Origin of the sequence: Dyella telluris, assembly GCF_014297575.1 — a bacterium.
GTDB lineage: Bacteria > Pseudomonadota > Gammaproteobacteria > Xanthomonadales > Rhodanobacteraceae > Dyella > Dyella telluris.
Genome location: NZ_CP060412.1, coordinates 4,523,361 through 4,540,285 on the forward strand (window position 1 = coordinate 4,523,361; position 16,925 = coordinate 4,540,285).

The 16,925-nt window shown below is 62.4% G+C and carries 15 protein-coding genes; 6 read left to right on the top strand and 9 right to left on the bottom strand.

Annotated elements, in window-relative coordinates; all coding sequences use genetic code 11:
- The first annotated feature begins 158 nt into the window (after positions 1-158).
- From H8F01_RS19860 to glsA, 4 genes are all read left to right on the top strand, one after another.
- Positions 159-2,936 carry an aminotransferase class I/II-fold pyridoxal phosphate-dependent enzyme gene (locus H8F01_RS19860; RefSeq protein ID WP_187056738.1) on the top strand — a complete coding sequence of 926 codons (2,778 nt, stop codon included), beginning with the start codon at positions 159-161 and terminating at the stop codon, positions 2,934-2,936.
- Positions 2,937-3,015: 79 nt separating this feature from the next.
- Positions 3,016-4,716, top strand: a complete 1,701-nt coding sequence (locus H8F01_RS19865; protein WP_187056739.1) for an aspartate:alanine exchanger family transporter — start codon at positions 3,016-3,018, stop codon at positions 4,714-4,716.
- A 74-nt stretch (positions 4,717-4,790) separates the two neighbouring features.
- Positions 4,791-6,194: a DcaP family trimeric outer membrane transporter gene (locus H8F01_RS19870; protein WP_222615689.1), complete on the top strand. Its 1,404-nt coding sequence runs from the start codon at positions 4,791-4,793 to the stop codon at positions 6,192-6,194.
- 25 nt (positions 6,195-6,219) lie between these two features.
- Positions 6,220-7,278 carry a glutaminase A gene (gene glsA / locus H8F01_RS19875; RefSeq protein WP_222615690.1) on the top strand — a complete coding sequence of 353 codons (1,059 nt, stop codon included), beginning with the start codon at positions 6,220-6,222 and terminating at the stop codon, positions 7,276-7,278.
- Positions 7,279-7,449: 171 nt separating this feature from the next.
- Here the strand turns inward: glsA and pyrC are convergent, their stop codons facing one another.
- The 9 genes from pyrC to H8F01_RS19920 form a co-directional block, all read right to left on the bottom strand.
- On the bottom strand, positions 7,450-8,520 hold the full coding sequence (gene pyrC, locus H8F01_RS19880; protein ID WP_187056740.1) for a dihydroorotase: 1,071 nt from the start codon (positions 8,518-8,520) through the stop codon (positions 7,450-7,452).
- Between the two features lie 155 nt (positions 8,521-8,675).
- A complete protein-coding gene (folE2, locus tag H8F01_RS19885) occupies positions 8,676-9,629 on the bottom strand; it encodes a GTP cyclohydrolase FolE2 (protein WP_238481068.1) in 954 nt (317 codons plus the stop codon).
- A 21-nt stretch (positions 9,630-9,650) separates the two neighbouring features.
- On the bottom strand, positions 9,651-10,943 hold the full coding sequence (locus tag H8F01_RS19890) for a S8 family serine peptidase (protein ID WP_187056741.1): 1,293 nt from the start codon (positions 10,941-10,943) through the stop codon (positions 9,651-9,653).
- Entirely contained in the window at positions 10,940-11,578 is a 639-nt protein-coding gene (locus H8F01_RS19895) for an anti-sigma factor (RefSeq protein WP_187056742.1), read from the bottom strand. Before H8F01_RS19895 ends, H8F01_RS19890 begins: the two co-directional genes overlap by 4 nt.
- Positions 11,575-12,162, bottom strand: a complete 588-nt coding sequence (locus tag H8F01_RS19900; protein WP_187056743.1) for an RNA polymerase sigma factor — start codon at positions 12,160-12,162, stop codon at positions 11,575-11,577. Before H8F01_RS19900 ends, H8F01_RS19895 begins: the two co-directional genes overlap by 4 nt.
- A gap of 66 nt (positions 12,163-12,228) precedes the next feature.
- The gene (locus H8F01_RS19905; protein ID WP_187056744.1) at positions 12,229-12,939 is read right to left on the bottom strand and encodes a TorF family putative porin; all 711 of its coding nucleotides are present in this window, start codon (positions 12,937-12,939) and stop codon (positions 12,229-12,231) included.
- 247 nt (positions 12,940-13,186) lie between these two features.
- Entirely contained in the window at positions 13,187-13,543 is a 357-nt protein-coding gene (locus H8F01_RS19910) for a c-type cytochrome (protein ID WP_187059397.1), read from the bottom strand.
- A gap of 61 nt (positions 13,544-13,604) precedes the next feature.
- Entirely contained in the window at positions 13,605-14,933 is a 1,329-nt protein-coding gene (locus tag H8F01_RS19915; protein ID WP_187056745.1) for a cytochrome C, read from the bottom strand.
- 49 nt (positions 14,934-14,982) lie between these two features.
- Positions 14,983-15,597, bottom strand: coding sequence for a cytochrome b (locus H8F01_RS19920; RefSeq protein ID WP_187056746.1), 615 nt, complete (start codon positions 15,595-15,597; stop codon positions 14,983-14,985).
- 240 nt (positions 15,598-15,837) lie between these two features.
- Here H8F01_RS19920 and H8F01_RS19925 point away from each other — a divergent pair, with 240 nt between their 5' ends.
- Both H8F01_RS19925 and H8F01_RS19930 read left to right on the top strand, forming a co-directional pair.
- Positions 15,838-16,275 (top strand): sugar 3,4-ketoisomerase, encoded by a 438-nt coding sequence (locus H8F01_RS19925; protein WP_187056747.1) that lies wholly within the window; start codon positions 15,838-15,840, stop codon positions 16,273-16,275.
- The gene (locus tag H8F01_RS19930) at positions 16,260-16,925 is read left to right on the top strand and encodes an acetyltransferase (RefSeq protein ID WP_187056748.1); all 666 of its coding nucleotides are present in this window, start codon (positions 16,260-16,262) and stop codon (positions 16,923-16,925) included. Before H8F01_RS19925 ends, H8F01_RS19930 begins: the two co-directional genes overlap by 16 nt.

Sequence of the window (16,925 nt, forward strand, 5' to 3'; positions counted from 1 at the left end):
TTGAAAGGGGCACACCAACGTTGAATACCCCTCGGGTAGAGGGAAAAACCCATGGCGGTCGGGTTACCGGCTAAACCGTGGGTTTCGCTGCGGGTGAGGTTACCCCTGAGCGGTCTGTTGCACTTCTGAAACATGTCACTTTCCACGGAGAAAGTCGTATGTCGCTCGGAGATATCACGGATCGGGAAGCCCGCCATATTTTCAACCCGCCGTCATTACGCGCGGATCTATGGATGGAACTGCTCGCGGCGGCAAGGCGCTGGAAGACAGGCAAGGGCAGCGGCAACCTTCGTGCCGAGCTCGCCCAGGCCATCGCCAGCATGGAGCCGGTCGAGTCACTCTTCGCCTATCCCGGCGCGAAGCTCCTGGAGGCCTTGAAGGCGCGCCTGCAGGAAGATGATCCAAAGGCTTTCTATTTCCTGGCGCGGCGCATCTCCACGGCGATCATTTCCGGAAGCTACCGGCACGATAGTGCCGAGTGGGATGTACACGAGGATGTGCTGGATCCGCCCACCGATCGACTTTCCAGCGTGCTGGGTGGACAGTCGTCGCAACGTCCGTATTTTGAAACGCTGGTCGTCACACCGTTCGAGGCATCCCGCTGGGGCTATCTGACCAGCCAGATGCGCCGCATACGCCGGCCTGAGGACGAGTTTGTCTACGAGCCCGTCGTCGTGGGCAGCTTTGAGGATGCTCTTTGCGCCATTTTCCTGAATCCTCAAATTCTCTCGGTCGTCCTGTACGAGGGCTTCGCGTTCCGATCTGCCACGGATGTCCCGCAACTTCGTGGCTTGCTGAATGCCTTTGGCCTGGACAAAGACGAATCAAATGAAGAAGCCATTTCGCTGCGCCTGGCCGAGCTGATAAAGCGCGTTCGCCCGGAAGTCGATGTATTCCTGCTGACGGACCGCTTCGTGGAGCGACTGGCAGGCGATCCGGTCGCGTCGTGCGTGCGGCGCATCTTTTACCAGGTCGAAGAGCCGCTCGAACTCCACCTGTCCATTCTCGAGGGCATCCGGGATCGCTACCAGACGCCTTTCTTCGACAATCTCAAGGAATACGCGCGAAAGCCCGTGGCTACCTTCCACGCGCTTCCGATTGCGCGAGGGAAGGCGGTTTTCAAGTCGGCATGGATCAGCGACATGGGCGAGTTCTATGGCCCAAATCTCTTTCTGGCCGAAAGCTCGGCAACGACGGGCGGCCTGGACAGCCTTCTGGAACCCACCGGCAACATCAAGAAGGCACAGGATCTGGCGGCAAGAGCCTTTGGCGCCGACAAGGTGTTCTTCGTTACCAATGGAACGTCCACCAGCAACAAGATGGTGATTCAGGCGCTCCTGGCGCCGGGCGATATTGCGGTGATCGATCGCAATTGCCACAAATCGCATCATTACGGCTGCGTTCTATCCGGTGCACAGCCTTATTACGTCGAAGCGTACCCGCTGGCCGAGTACTCGATGTACGGTGCCGTTCCCATCGCAACGATCAAGAAGGCGCTGCTGGACCTGAAGGCGGCCGGTCGACTTGACCGCGTGCGCATCGTGGATCTGACCAATTGCACCTTTGACGGCCATATCTACAACACGCGTCGCGTCATGGAAGAGTGCCTGGCGATAAAGCCCGACCTGATCTTCCTGTGGGATGAGGCGTGGTTTGGTTTTGCCCATTGGTCCCCCTTTCTGCGCCCGCGCACTGCCATGGGCGCGGCCGATGCGTTGGAGCGGTACCTTCAGAGCCCGGAGGCGATCAAAGCCTACGAAGCCCAGCAGGCCAAGCTTGGCGATAACCCTTCAGACGAGACCCTGCTTTCCACGCGTCTTGTTCCCGACCCGAGAAAGGTTCGCCTGCGCGTCTACCAGACCAACTCCACGCACAAGTCCATGTCGGCGATTCGCCAGGGCTCGATGATTCTGGTGCACGACGTGGATTTCCATTCGGTAGAGGAACAGTTCCACGAGGCCGTATTCACGCATGCATCGACCAGTCCCAATCAGCAGCTGATTGCCAGCCTGGATGTCGCACGGCGCCAGATGGAGCTGGAAGGCTACGGGCTGGTGATGAACGCCATCGAGATCGCGCTGGAGATTCGCCGGCAGATCAACACCCATCCCATCATCTCCAAATACTTCCGCGCCCTCGATCCGGGTGACCTCATTCCCGCTTCATTCCGGGAGTCGGGCTTCGCGCGTTACCTCGAGCCCGGCGCGTCGTGGTCTCACCAGATGCAGGGCATATCCAACGACGAGTTCTGCCTTGACCCCACCCGCATGACCGTGGTGTGTGGCACCGCGGGGTTCGACGGCACGAGCTTCAAGATGCTTCTGGCCGACAAGTACGGCATTCAGCTCAACAAGACCTCCCGAAACAGCGTGCTGCTGCAATCGAACATCAACAACACACGCAGTGACGTAGCCCTGCTGGTCCGCGTGCTTCTGGAGATCTGCGCGGGCCTGGAGAGCAAATTCAAGGATGGCTCCGGCGCTGAGCGCGCGTCATTCGATCGTCACGTCAACTCGTTGATGCATGACGTGCCGGACCTGCCTGACTTCAGTTGCTTCCATCCTCGCTATCGGAAGCAATCCGGCGAAGGCACGCTGGAAGGGGATATGCGTACGGCCTTTTTCGATGCCTATGACGCGGCCAAGTGTGAACACTTGCCCCTGTTCGACTGCCAGGTCGAAAAGCGGCTGGCTTCCGGCCCCGAAATGGTGTCGGCGAACTTCGTCATCCCTTATCCCCCGGGCTTTCCCATCATGGTGCCGGGGCAGGTGATCACGCAGGGGATCATCGACTTCATGCGCAAGCTCGATGTGAAAGAGATCCACGGATACAACCACGAGCAGGGCCTGAAGTTGATCAAGGTCGATGGCGAGCATCGGGAAGCGAGCAAGACGCCTCCCGTCTCCACCAAGCCGGCCGCAAAGAAGAAGCGTTGAAGGCGACGACATCCTGTGCGTCGGCACGCCTGCGTGGCATGCCGACGCTGTGGCTCATGCTCTGGAAAAGGATCGCGCAATGGCATCATTCTTCGAATTTCTTGCAAGAAATCCTTACCTCCTCCTGTTTCTTACCGTAGGGCTGTCCGTCGCTGTCGGACGCATCTCCGTGAAGGGCTACGGCCTGGGCATGGTGGCGGCGGCCATTGTGATCGGCACCGCGCTGGCCGTTTGGGCTTCTCTGTATCAGGTTACCCTGCAGCTGAATGATTTCACCAAGCTGCTCTTCTATTACTTGTTCATGTACGGCGTCGGGCTGCGGGTGGGGCCTTCATTCGTCAACAGTCTCGGCAAGGATGGTCTCCGCTTCACCGTTCTTTCGCTGATCAGCTGCGCGGTTGGCCTGCTTATCGTGGTGGCCGGTTGCCGGTGGCTTTCGCTGCCGCTTGGCGCCGCGGGTGGCATGCTTGCGGGGTCGCAGACGATGTCTGCCGCCATCGGAACGGCACAGCAGGCGGTTACGGCAGGCGCCGTGACACTGCCCGACGGGACATCCGTCGAGAAGGTTTCCGCGATGATCGCGCTGTCCTATGGCATCACCTACGTGTGGGGAACCATAGGTATCGTCCTGATCACCAAATACCTGCCCAAATGGTGGGGTATCGATGCCAGGGTGGCGGCGGCCGAGTACGAGAAGGAGCACGGGGTTACCAGCACCGACACGCAAACCTTGACGGGTTGGCGCATGGGTTCCTTGCGCGCTTACCGGCTGGAAAACACAGCCGTGATTGGAAAATCGATCCGCGAGTTTCTTGCGGACAATGACGAATACAAGATCATCAATGTGGTCCGACAGGGGCAATCGATAGGCGCGGACGACGATCTTCGCCTGATGGCCGGCGATTACATTGCACTGGGCGGAAAGCAGGAAGCCTTGACCCAGAAGATGGGTCTGCTGGGGCCGGAGATCTCCGATCGCATGACCCTTGATGTTCCGTTGGACCAGGGCGAGATCCTGGTGACCAACAAGGCGATCGTCGGCAAGACCCTGGGCGAACTACGCGCCGAGGTCGCCGCCAATCACCTGGGCCTGGTGAAACTGGAGCGCGGCTCGGCGCCACTGCCCATCGTGCCGGATATCAAATTGCAGCGGATGGATATCCTGACCGTGGTGGGCATGCCGTTCGCCGTCCAGCGCGCCGGCGAGCTGATTGGCCGAGTCGTTCGCGCCAGTGTCGCCACCGACCTGTTGACCCTTTCGCTAGGCATGATCCTCGGTCTCTTGATCGGCATGATCGAATTCCCCGCGTTCGGGGCGAAGGTTGGCCTTGGCGCGGCCGGGGGACTGCTGGTGTCAGGCGTGATCGTCTCTTCGCTGTCGTCCCGGTTGCGCTTTTTCGGTAACACGCCTAGCGCGGCCCGCAATGTACTGGAAGATCTTGGCCTGGTCGTCTTCGTGGCCATTGTTGGCATCAATGCGGGCTCGTCGCTTCTGTCGCAGCTGACGGGAATGCTCGCACTGAAGATTTTCCTCGTCGGTTTTGTCGCGTGCTCCGTCCCGCCGTTCGTTGTCTGGGCGATTGGCCTGCACCTGTTCAAGATCAATCCGGCCGTTCTGATGGGTGGCGTCGCCGGTGCGAGGAGCCATTCGGGACCCTGCCGCGAGGCAGCAGTGGAGATTGGCAGCAATGTGCCCTGGATTGGCTTTCCGGTCGGCTATGCAGTGTCCGGCGTTCTGCTGACGGTGATGGGCTATTTCGCCATGTTGCTATCGGGCTGAGTACTGATCGTCGGCCAGTTGCAGCGGAAGAGGTGATTTGAATCGTCGGGTGCTACTACTTCCCGGAGGAAGCCATGAATCGAACTGCCAGTGGTTGTGTGCCAGCGCTTGTGATGGGTGCTCTGCTCCTGACCACGCCTGAGCGTGGTCACGCGACGGATGCCCAGACACAGGCGCAATTGGATTCCATGAAGCGAACCATCGAAGCTCAACAGAGAGAGATCGACGAGCTCAAGGGCATGCTTCAGCAGAAAGCGACGCCTTCCGCGCCCGCCCAGGGAACGGTGGCGACGACACAACCGAAGAACGAAGCCGTTGCCACGCAGGCGGCTCCACCCGAATCCAAGGGTGGCGTTGCCGAGGCGGTCGAAAAGAGCAAGTTTGAAGTCTACGGCTTTGCCCAGCTTGACTACATCCAGGACTTCAAGCGGGTGGACCAGGCCTGGGACGCAACCCTGAGGCCGTCGAAGATCCCGACTGTCTCCGGCGCGGCCGGCGCCAACGGGCAATCGGTGCTCAGCGTTCGCCAGAGTCGCTTCGGCGTGAAGTCGAGCACTCCCCTGGGCGACGACGTGCTGCAGACACAGTTTGAATTCGACATGTTCGGCACGGGCGACAATGCGGGGCAGACCACCTTCAGGCTGCGCAAGGCCTATGGATCGTGGGGCGACTGGCTTGCCGGTCAAACCAACAGCGTCTTCATGGATGGCGACTCGTTCCCCAACGTGATCGACTACTGGGGCCCCAATGGCATGGTGTTCATCCGCAATCCCCAGTTGCGTTGGGGACATGCATGGGGCGGGCACAGCTTTGCCGTGGCCATCGAGCAGCCCGGGAACGATATCGACCCTGGCCAGATTCGACAGATCGATCCGGAACTCGCCAGCCAGATCACCTCAAGGGAAAAGGTTCCCGATCTGACTGCCCACTATCGATACGACGGCAACTGGGGGCACGTGCAGGTGGCGACCGTACTCCGGGATGTCGGCTATCAAGGGCTGGGTACGCCCGATAATCGGCCCAAAGGCGACGAAACAGGTTGGGGCGTCAACCTGACGGGCAACATCAAGTTTGGCAGTGCCAGCCAGCTGATCCTTGCGGGCGTTCACGGCAAAGGCATCGCCAGCTACATGAATGACGGCGGGACGGATCTGGCGCCCGGTGGCGTCCAGGACGCACCGATTGCCAAGACCGTCCCACTGACAGGCCTGGTTGCGTATTTCGACCACGGCTGGAACGACCAGTGGACCAGTTCCATCGGGTATAGCCAGACCAGCGTCACCAATACGCCTTTCCAGGAGGGAACTGCCTTCCGCAAGGGCCAGTACGCATCGGTCAACCTTTTGTACTCACCTTTCAAGGCCCTGTTGGTGGGTGGCGAATTCCTCTGGGGTTCGCTGGTCACGAAGAACGGCCAGTCCGGCAATGACAGTCGTTTGCAGATTTCCGTCAAGTACAGTTTCTCGAGCAATCCGTAACTCACGCTGACACGCGAGGTGGATTATGAAGAAAGTATCTTCGACGCTTGGCATGGCTTTGACGCTATTGCTCAGCGGTTCCTGGGTGACGGTCGACAATGTCGCTTTCGCCGACACATCGGCCAATCTACAAACCGAGAAATTCAGCCCGCAGCAGATCCAGGCGGCACTCAATGAGGCATACGCCAAGTTCAAGGATGATCGTACAGGCGCCAACGCCACCTACATTCCGATCCTGGGCAAGATGCCATCGGAATTGTTCGGCATCTCCCTGGTTACCGTGGACGGACATGTCTACACCGCTGGCGACGTGGATCAGAAGTTTTCGATGCAATCCATCTCCAAGGTGTTCACGCTCGCCCAGGTCATCAAGGAGTCCGGCCTGAAGGCGGTGGAGGACAACATCGGTGTCGATGCAACCGGCGACGTGTTCAATTCCATCGAGGCGATTGAAACGCACAAGGGCAAGGAGATGAATCCCTTCGTGAACCCCGGGGCCATTGCAACCACCTCGATGGTGCAAGGGAAAAATCGCGAAGAGATCTGGTCGAAGATCATCGGCATCTATAATGACTTCGCTGGCACCAAGTTGACGGTGCTGGATGAAGTCTATAAATCCGAGGCAGCCACGAACCAGCGCAACCAGGCCATCGGCAAGCTGATGTTTGCTTACGGCCGCATCAAGGAAGATCCCGATCGCGCAACCGATATCTATACGGAACAGTGTTCCGTGGGTGTCGATGCCAAGAACCTGGCAGCCATGGCCGCGACGCTGGCCAACGGTGGCACCAACCCGGTGACGCACAAGGCAGTGATCACCGCGGAGCAGGCAGAGAACGTCATGGCGGTCATGGCAACGGCCGGGCTGTACGACGACTCCGGCAAATGGCTGGTCAAGACGGGCTTGCCGGCGAAGAGTGGTGTAGGCGGTGGTGTCATCGCCATTTCACCTGGACGATTCGGCATTGGTGCGTTCTCGCCGCGGCTGGATGAGGCCGGGAACAGCGTTCGCGCGCAGCTTGCCATCGAGTACGTCACGAATGCACTGCATGCCAACCCTTACGACGTCACCCCCGTCAAGTAACGGGAATCAGGGCAGCCCCATGGCCAGGGATGGCTTTGCGGTAATCCAGAAGGTGCGTCCTGACGTTGCCCGCAGTGCAGATGTCCCTTGAGTTCAGGGTGCAGGGCAGGGGCGCTCATGGCGTGCGCAGTCTGCACCTATCGGTCAGTCGCCAGATGGCGCAAGAACGACTTAACGCTGCGAGACTTCAGGCGAGTGGTGAACCTGATTCGTGTCCAGGCGCCACGCCAGAGTTTCTCCAGCGAGGAAGGGCACCACGGGCTGTCCGCCGACTTCAATGACATCGGGAACCTGCCACGGACTGCGCGTCAACGTGACCCGGCCGGCATTGAGGGGAAGGCCATAGAATCGGGGCCCATGCTCCGAAGCAAAGGCTTCAAGGCGGTTAAGTGCGCCTTCCTCTTCGAATACCTGTGCGTAGACTTCCAGGGCAACGGGTGCATTGAATATCCCCGCGCAACCGCAGGCCGCTTCCTTCATGGCGCGCGGATGGGGCGCGGAGTCCGTGCCGAGGAAAAAACGCGGTGAGCCAGAGGTCGCCGCCTGGCGCAGCGCGACGCGGTGTTTTTCGCGCTTGGCCACTGGCAGACAGTAAGCGTGCGGGCGAAATCCGCCTTGAAACATCGCATTGCGATTGATCAGCAGGTGGTGCGGCGTAATGGTTGCGGCGACCTGGTCGCGAGACTCTCGGATAAAGTCAGCTGCCTCGGCGGTGGTGATGTGCTCCAGCACCACTTTAAGTCCCGGGAAGTCCCGCACGATAGGTGAGAGCACGCGTTCAATGAAGATCGCTTCGCGATCGAACACATCCACGGCGGCGTCGGTCACTTCGCCGTGAATAAGCAGCGGCATCCCGATACGTTCCATGGTGGCCAGTACGGGGTGGATCCGCCGGACGTCCGTCACGCCGTGGCTTGAGTTGGTCGTGGCATGCGCCGGGTAGAGCTTGCATGCGGCAAAGACACCGGAAGCGTAACCCGTCGCTACTTCGTCAGGATCGGTATCGTTCGTGAGATAGCAGGTCATGAGGGGCTCAAACGAGGCTCCCACCGGGGTCGCGGCACGAATTCGGTTCCGGTATTCGCGAGCAGCCTCCACCGTACAAACGGGAGGAACCAGGTTCGGCATCACGATGGCCCGCGCAAAGCTGCGGGCCGTAGCGGCGACGGTCTGCTCGAGCTGCGCGCCGTCGCGTAGATGGACATGCCAGTCATCAGGCGTTCGGATCGACATTGTCGTCATAAATCGCGACCTCCTACCGGGTCTGGAGCATCAAACGCTGTTTTCGTCATCCTAACGTAAACGGACATGCCGGCCATGGGCGACGCCCAGGCATCCAGTCAATAACGCGTTTTCGCGGACAGGAGCACAGCCGTCGTCAGGCCCCGCGCATGTCCTCAGGGCCCGGTTCGATCCCATGGGGCGTCTTCCGAGTCGATCCCCTTCCTGGCGTACGCCACCGCATTGTGCGGGTGCAGGCTTTCCTGGTGTTCGACGCGCACCCGATAGTCGGCGATCCCGCCTTCCGTATCCAGAACGCGCTGGATCCGGCGCGCGGCGTCTTCGCAGAACATCAGGTTGCGACCATTGGCCAGCGCGAATGCCTGTTCGTCTTCCCGCTTGACGATGGACTGCACAGGCGTGCCGAGCGCCGTTTCAATCCGGTCGACCAGATGGATGGCATCGAAGGCGGCACACCGGGCTAGCTGCGCCCAGATGTTGGCCACGCTGCGCTGGGCGTGTGGTGTGGCCGCCACGCCTTGCTCGCTGTTGAGCCAGGCGAGCGCGGTGTCGCGCGGCACGGGCGTGGGTGACGGAAAGCGACGGGCAAAGTGTTCGGTGATGACCTGTCGTGACAGCGCGGCTGAGGCAGGGCAAGTGGAGGAGTAGGTAACCTGGGTTTCCAGTGACATGTCCAGGCCGTCATGGCAGAGCGTTGCCTCGATGGCCATGGGGTAAACACGCCAGCCCTCATGCTGGCTACGCAACGCCCTGCGTCGCACGGGCTGGTCGAACTGAAGGCGCAGCCGCGCGCGGTCCGCCAGTTCGTGCTGCGAATCAAGGAATTCCTGCAGCAGTCGCTGCAGGGCCGTGGTTCCCAGCGTCTCCGCGCCTAGTCGCTCGTCGATCAGCCGATAGAGGCGAGACATGTGGATGCCACGCCGGTCTGTCCGGACCAGGTTGACGAAGGCGTCCACGCGGGCCATGACCTGCAAGGTGGATCCGCGCCCGGCATCGATACGTAGGGGCGTGATGATCCCCTCCATGCCGACCCATTCGAGCGGGCCGCCACGTTCGGGGTCGGCCGCGACATCGGGCATCAGGGTGAGTGGCTCGGCGATCTGCTTCACGTCGGTGTCGATGAAGGGATGTCAGCGATGAGAGGCGCTGCGGGCGTCGCGCAGCTCACGGATGGCCGCGGCCGCGTCGACCTGGGGCGCGCCGCCCACCATCTTGCTGCTGTCCAGCAGAAGATCATGAACGCTGCGCGCATCGAGGTCCGGTGCAAGCGACAGCAGCAGAGCAATGATGCCGCTCACGTGTGCGGCAGCCATGGAGGAACCGGACGTGAAGTCGTATCCGCCGCCGGGTTGCGTCGTGAGTATGTCTTTGCCGGGCGCGCTCAATACCCCGGCTGGCGCCGGCGCGGCGTTGCTGACCCGCACCACGATGACGCCGGGAACACTGTCGGGAAAGCCGGCACGACTTCCGTCGGGCGGCATGGCTGCAACGACGATCCGCTGTTGTTCCAGCAGTTGCCTGAGAAGCTTGTCCAGCAGGGGATCCGCTGGCCCGCCAAGGCTGAGATTGATGATGCGCGCGTCGGTGTCGAGGATGCCCGCCATGGCCTTGGCGAGCGTGAACGAATTGCAGCGCGCGCCATCCGGGCTGTTGGCCGGATACCAGCAGGCCTTGTAGAGGCTGATGCGGGAGCGGGGCGCCATGCCGACGATGCCCACGTGGTTGTCACCGATGGCGCCGATGATGCCGGCGACTTCCGTGCCGTGGGGGTCGCGGCTGAAGGCCGGCGCATTGTCGTCGACCTCATTGGTGGTGTCGTGGATGCGGCCTTGCAGGTCAGGGTGCGAGAGATCCGCGCCGGTATCGACAATGGCGATGTGTACGTGGTCGCCCTGGCTGATGGTGTGTGCCGCCGGCGCTTCGGTTTCCACGAAGCCGCGCTGCAGGTTGGCATAGGGGTCGTTGTACTCGTGGGCCTGTGGCGCGGGCGCCGAGTACACGTTGTAGTCCTGCAGTGGTTGCGCCAGTGCTACCCGGTCATCCTTGGACAAGGCGGCGAGCAGGTCGTCACGGGACATGCCCGGCGGCGGTTCCAGAACGATGCAGTACACGCTCAGCGCCTTGATGGGCCAGCCCGTCACTTCGCGCCAGCCGTAATGCTCGCGCATGGCCTTGAGCTCGGAGATGGCCCGCTGCCCGGCACCATAGTTGGCGCTGCTCACATAGCCGAGCATGGTGGAGCCGGCGTGGGAGGGCGGTGGATCCTGCGGGTTGGTAACGGCGAGCACGATGTCGCGTCCGCTGTCCATGGCGGCGACGGAGCGCTGGCTGGCTACGGTCTGCGTGGGCTGATCCTTGCGCAATGGCGTGCATGCGCCCAACAGGGCCACGCTCAGCAGTGCGAGCAGCACGGCGTGCTTCATGAGCCGGGCGCGACCTGTTCAGCCAGGCGGATGCCATGCGTGGCGCGCAGCTGCCGCAAGGCGTCCCCGGTCGTGGAGCCGTGTGTCGGCACCACGGTATACGCGCCCACGTCGTTGGGGCCGTTGACTACGTCGAGCTGCAATGAGTGCAGCAAGGCATTCCAGTCGGCGAGTTTCATGCTTGCGTCGGGCACGACGCGGATCGCGCCGGTCAAGGCAGCGGCTGGTGCGGGGTCGCTCAGTGTGCGGTAGGAGGCTCGCTCGCCGTGTTCCGACCACAGCTCCATGCCGAGGATGCCGATGCCCACGGCCTGTGCGAGCACGGCGGCCACCAGGGCGCGCGTCACCCAGCTGCCTGCGCGTACCGGAGCTGCCGGTGTTTCAGCCTCGATGGTGTCCAGCCGTGACAAGAGCCGCTTCAGGCCCGCGTCGGGGTTGAGCTGGATCGCGGTTGGCAACGCCAGTGCAAGCCGCAGCCGGCTCTGCTGCGCAAATTCCTCGCGACAGGCTTCGCAGCAGGCCAGGTGTTCGGTCAGCCACAGGCTCTGCTCTTCGGGCGCGGTGTCCTGCAGTACCCAGGGCATGGCTTCCCAGGCCTTGGCGCAGTCCTTGTCGGTGTCTTTGGTCAACTTCATGGCACGCGGTTCTCTTTCTGCGTGAGTTGGTCGCCAGCCAGGGCTGGCAGTACGTTGCGCAGCTTCACCCTTGCATGGAACAGTCGCGCCTTCACCGTGCCCACCGGGCACTGCATGATGGCGGCGACGTCTTCCAGCGTGTGGCCCACGCCATACACAAGTTCCACCACGATGCGCTGGTCCGCCGACAGGCGTTCCATGGCCTTGCCCAGCCAGTCGCGCAGTTCGCGGTCTTCGCTGGGGTCGAAAGCCGGGACGCGGTCTTCGGGCAGGCTTTCCTCATTCACTGGCTCATCGCCCCGCTGGCGCAAGGCCTTCAGGCCACACCGGTACGCAATGCCGATGATCCAGGTGGAGACGCGAGAGTCGCCATGGAACGAACCGGCCTTCTGCCAGACGATCCAGAAGCAGTCATTGATGACCTCCTCGATGATGTCCCCGCGGCGCGTCAGCCTCGAGAGGAACCGGCACAGCCGGCTGTGGTACGCGCGGTAGAGCGTTGCCAGCGCGGCGCGATCCTCCGCCGCCATGCGCTGAAGCAGCAGGCGGTCCGTTTCGTCAGCATCGATGTCGGCATCTTTCATGGCGGTGACGAAGGCAGGGTGTTATGCCGTTGGTGCCCGATCCGGGTCATAAGGTTGCGGCGGGGCTCAAAAGGACCAGGACATGGTCGCCACCCAGGGCGACGCAGCCAGGTTGGCCTGGCGGATGGCGGCATCGACAAAGACGCGATCCACCTCGATTCGCCACGCCCCTTGCCCCCAGATCAGGCCCAGGTGCCCGTATCCATAGGAGTTTATGCGGTCGCCGTGGCGGTAGCGGTGGCTGCCGTATTCGTCGGCATAGGTCCGGTAATAAGGCACCTGGGCCTGGGCATAGCCCGCGCCCGCGGAGAGGGCGAACTGCCCGGGCAGGGGCCAGTGGAAGTTCATGTCGGCTGCGCCCCGCACGCCGTGCTGGTCCCCTCCCGTGGGCGCGAGCGCAGCAACGGCCAGGGTCAGTACGTCGCGGTAGATCCAGCTTGCGCTGCCTTCGGCACGGTTGAAGGCGCCATTCCCGCGGCCCGGGTAGTCGTAATAGGCAAGGCCGGCCGCGAACCGCCAGTCGGGAGTGATCCGCCAGGTGCGGGAGGCCTCGGCGAAGGCCTCGGCCAGGGGCGCGGCGTCCCGAATCTCGGTACTGGCGGCGACACCGAAAGCCCACCCCGACGGAAGCGTCCAGGCAGCCGCGCCCTGGAGAATGGCGGTGTCGGGTGTGATCGCCAGGCCGCGGTCGACGAGTTGCGAGCTCAGCGCGACCGTGCCGCTGACATTTGCCGCCTGCGCATGCACCGTGGCCACCAGGCAGGTGCTGGTGAGCAACGTAACGAAGCCCGTGCTGCACCAGGATGCGCCAGTGCGACCGCTTCGAAGGAGGCCGCAACTCACCGGCATTGCCTCCTGAGCGCAAGCTCGCTGCGCTGGCCTGAAAGCGCAGCGGGCGGATGGGTCTTGCCGTCGCGAGCGGAGGTGTCGCCGTGCAATGTGAGTCCCCGCACTGGGTTGCGTCTGCGTAGCCTTAGGTTAATTGGCGCGGCAGACGCTGTACATGTAGCGCACAAGCCGGGCATCAATGATTCGATTGCAGGTAGGCAATGAGATCGTCCAGCTGCCTGGCGTCATCCAGTCCGGAGTACTTCATGCGGGTGCCCGGGTTCGCCTGCCTGGCTGGTTGTGAGAGGTACCAATGAAGCTTTTCGTCGGTCCATACCCAGTCGGCATTCTTGAGCGCGTCGGTGTACTTGTAATCAGTGAGGCTGCCCGCGTGGCGCCCCACGATGCCGAACAGGCTGGGTCCCTTCTTGTTGTGGCCCTCCCGCGTGGTATGGCACTCGGCGCACTCCTGGCGAAACACATCCGCCCCGGCGGCCGGGTCGCCTGCGCGTGCAAGAGGCGCGTGCAAGGCGCCGAAGGTCAGCATGGTCATCAGGGCGCAGCGCGCCGCTCTCTCCAGCAGGGGATGTGTCACGTCCAGGCTCCAGGGGGTGTCAGAACGCAACGCTTGCGCTCAAGGTGAAGGCATCGAGGTCGCTGGCGCGAAGCATCGGTGCACCCGGTGGCGCGCCGAAAATGTTGTTGCTTGTGCCATTGAAGCGCGTGAACCGGAACCAGGTGGCGGCAATCTTCAGGTTCGCCTTGGAGGTGAACGAGCCATCCTTGCCGAACGGTGTCCAGTACAGGCTGATCAGGTTGGCGGTGCTGTCCGGTTTGCCATAGGGCGGATAGCGCGCGGGGTCCTCGGTGCCGGTGCTTACCAGGTGGGCAAGCTGCAGGGCATAACTCTGCAGGAACGTGTAGGTCAGGCTGAGCGTGCGATCGCGTGCGCTGCCGTGCGGCTTGGCCACCACGCCATTGATGGTCGGCGTGCTGCCGTAGTCGCGTTGCTCAAGAATATTCACGTAACTGACCTGCACGATGTGATCGCGGTTGCCCAGGAACTGATAGGTCAGGTCATAACCGAGGTCGAAAATATCGTCGCCGGGCGCGTTGCGGGGCAGGCGACGCGTTGTGCTGAGCGCCACGACGCCCAGCGAGAAGAACTGCCGCTTCATGTCCTTCATGTAGGCAAAGCGGGCGTAGCCGGTGTCGCTCAGGTGTCCCGGGTCGCCGGCCTCGTTATAGCCAAGGTGGTCCTGCACGGAGGTCGGCATGCTGTTATAGGTGCCGAGCTCGCCGTACCAGTTGTCTGCATACAGCGCATAGACCCCGCCGCCGATCACACGGTTGTAGAGCGAGTTGGGGCTGGAGAGGTTCAGCAACGTGCCGGAGATCGCCGGAGGGCCGAGGGTCGATGCATTCGGCAACACGCCAATAGGGTCGTCGAACCCGGGGCTGTTGTTGATGCTCACCCCGACGATGGTGTCCTTGCCGGCGATCTTCAGGTCCTTGGCGACAAAACGCAGGTCAAGGTTGCTGAGCCGGGTGCTGAACTGGTCCTTGCCATTGTTGTCGGTCTCGACCTTTACGAAGCCGCCGAGATGATCATTGATGCGACCGGCGAGGTAGATGTCCGCCTCGGTCAGCTGGGTCGTGTTGTCGCCACGCTCCGGTACGGTATGGGTTCCGACCAGTTGGGCGGCCAGCGGGATCTTGACACCCTGGCCATCCGTATCGGTGTAGCCATTGAGCTTGAAGCGTATGCCGTAGGGGGTCAGCGCAGGCCCATAGGCGCCGGCGTGACAGTCCGCACAGGCGGAGCCGGTCTGCCGGGCATAGGCCGGCACCGCGCGTGCGCCTCCACTTGCAAGCACAAGCAACATCGCCATCACGGCATAAGGCGTGACGACGAGCCAATGGCGGTTCAGCGAAGCAAGCATGATGTCTCCTTGTTTTCCCGGGGCAGCCGAGCGGGAGTCGGCGTGCACATCACCGGCGGCGCCTGGCCAGCATCATGCGAAGCGTGCGGTCGCGCAGAATGAAGTGATGCCAAAGTGCCGCGCCCACATGCAGTGCAATCAGGGCAAGTAGCAGCCAGGCGACGCCCTCGTGCCACTCGGTGAGCCGGTCGGCGAGGTCCTCGTCACTGCCGACCAGCGCCGGCAAAGTGAGGCCAAAGAAATGCACAGGTTTGCCCTCGGCGCTGCTGAGCGTCCAGCCGAGCAGCGGTTGCACCAGCAGTAGGGCGTACAGGGCGAAGTGGGTGCTGCCCGCCGCAAACCTGACCAAGGCCGAGGTGTCCCCGGCCGGGGGCCACTTGCCCAGCCGGTAGCGCAGTCCTGCGCGTATGAAAAACAACAGCAGGATCAGCAACCCCAGGTGGCGATGACCCTCCAGCAGCCACAGCCGCCATGCGCGTCCATCCACCTGGTCGCGAATCAGGATGACGGCAACGGCCAGCGCAAGAAGCAATGCGGTCAGCCAATGCGTGATCACCAGCGCCCGCGGGCGCATCGGCAGGTTGTCGGCGGCGACATCGGCGGCCGTCCCACCCTTGGATGTATCGGTCGTGTTCGCTGGCGGGTTCTTGTTCTGCCAATCCATGTAAGCGCCTCTGCACCATGCCTGGAGATTCGTCCGGTCCGCATGCATCCGGCGGCAGTTCGCCGCGGGAAAGAGATCTGCAGAAGCCGGCCTGACCTATGCGCGTGAGTACCGGGGTCACGAAGAAAGGTTGCGCGGCGAGTGGCGGGCGCTGTGCGGACGTCATGCAACCTTCGGCGCGGCTGCCGGCACTCAGTGCAAAAGGTCCTTTGCGACCACTCCACATGCCGGGCCAAGAGCATGGAAATCGAACGCGTTCAACTGCAGATGCACGGCGACCACGGCGGAATGCTCATTGCGCTGGAACAAGACATCAATGTCCCTTTCGTGATCCGGCGGGTGTACTACATCTTCGCCACGGAGCGCGACGTGCACCGTGGCAAGCACGCGCACCGGCACCTGAGGCAGCTCGCCGTGGCGGTGCGCGGATCAGTGACCATCCTGCTGGACGACGGCTCCGGGCCGGTCCGGGTGGTGCTCGATGATCCATCCCAGGGCCTGTTGCTCGGCGACATGGTGTGGCGCGAGCTGTATGACTTCAGCGACGACTGCGTGCTCATGGTGCTCGCGGATCATCTGTACGACCCGGCGGACTACATCACCGATTACGACACCTTCTTGCGCGAGGTGAAGGGCGTCACCTATCCGACGGAGCTGGTGGCATGCCAAAGCGTCTAGTCCTGATCGGGGCAGGGGAGCTGGCGCAGATCGCCTGCGAGTATTTCGAGCATGACAGCGACTACGAGGTGGTCGCTTTCAGCGTCGAAAGCCAGTACCTGAGCCAGGCGGAGCTGGCCGGCAGGCCGGTGGTGTCCTACGAAACGCTGGAGTCGGCCTATCCACCGTCGGAGGTCGAGCTGTTCGTCGCCATTCCGGCGAGCGATCTCAACCGGCTGCGCACGCGCTTCTACCTGGACGCCAAGGCGCGCGGCTACCGGTTCGCGACCTACGTCAGCTCGCGGGCGTTCGTGTGGCGCAACGCCGAGATAGGTGAAAACAGCTTCATCTTCGAGAACAACGTGATCCAGCCCTTCGTTCGCATCGGCAACAACTGCATCCTGTGGAGCGGCAACCATGTCGGCCACCGCACGGTGATCTGCGACCACGTCTTTGTCGCCTCCCATGCCGTCATATCGGGTTACTGCGTCGTGGGCGAAAGCAGCTTCATCGGTGTCAATACCACGTTCAATGATCACGTGACCGTTGCTGCGGACAACGTGATCGGCTCCGGCGCGCTGGTCCATCGCGACACGGAGCCGGGGAAGGTCTATGTCGGTTCGCCCGCCAAAGCGGTGCCTGGCCGCTCCAGTTTCGACGTGAGGCTTTGA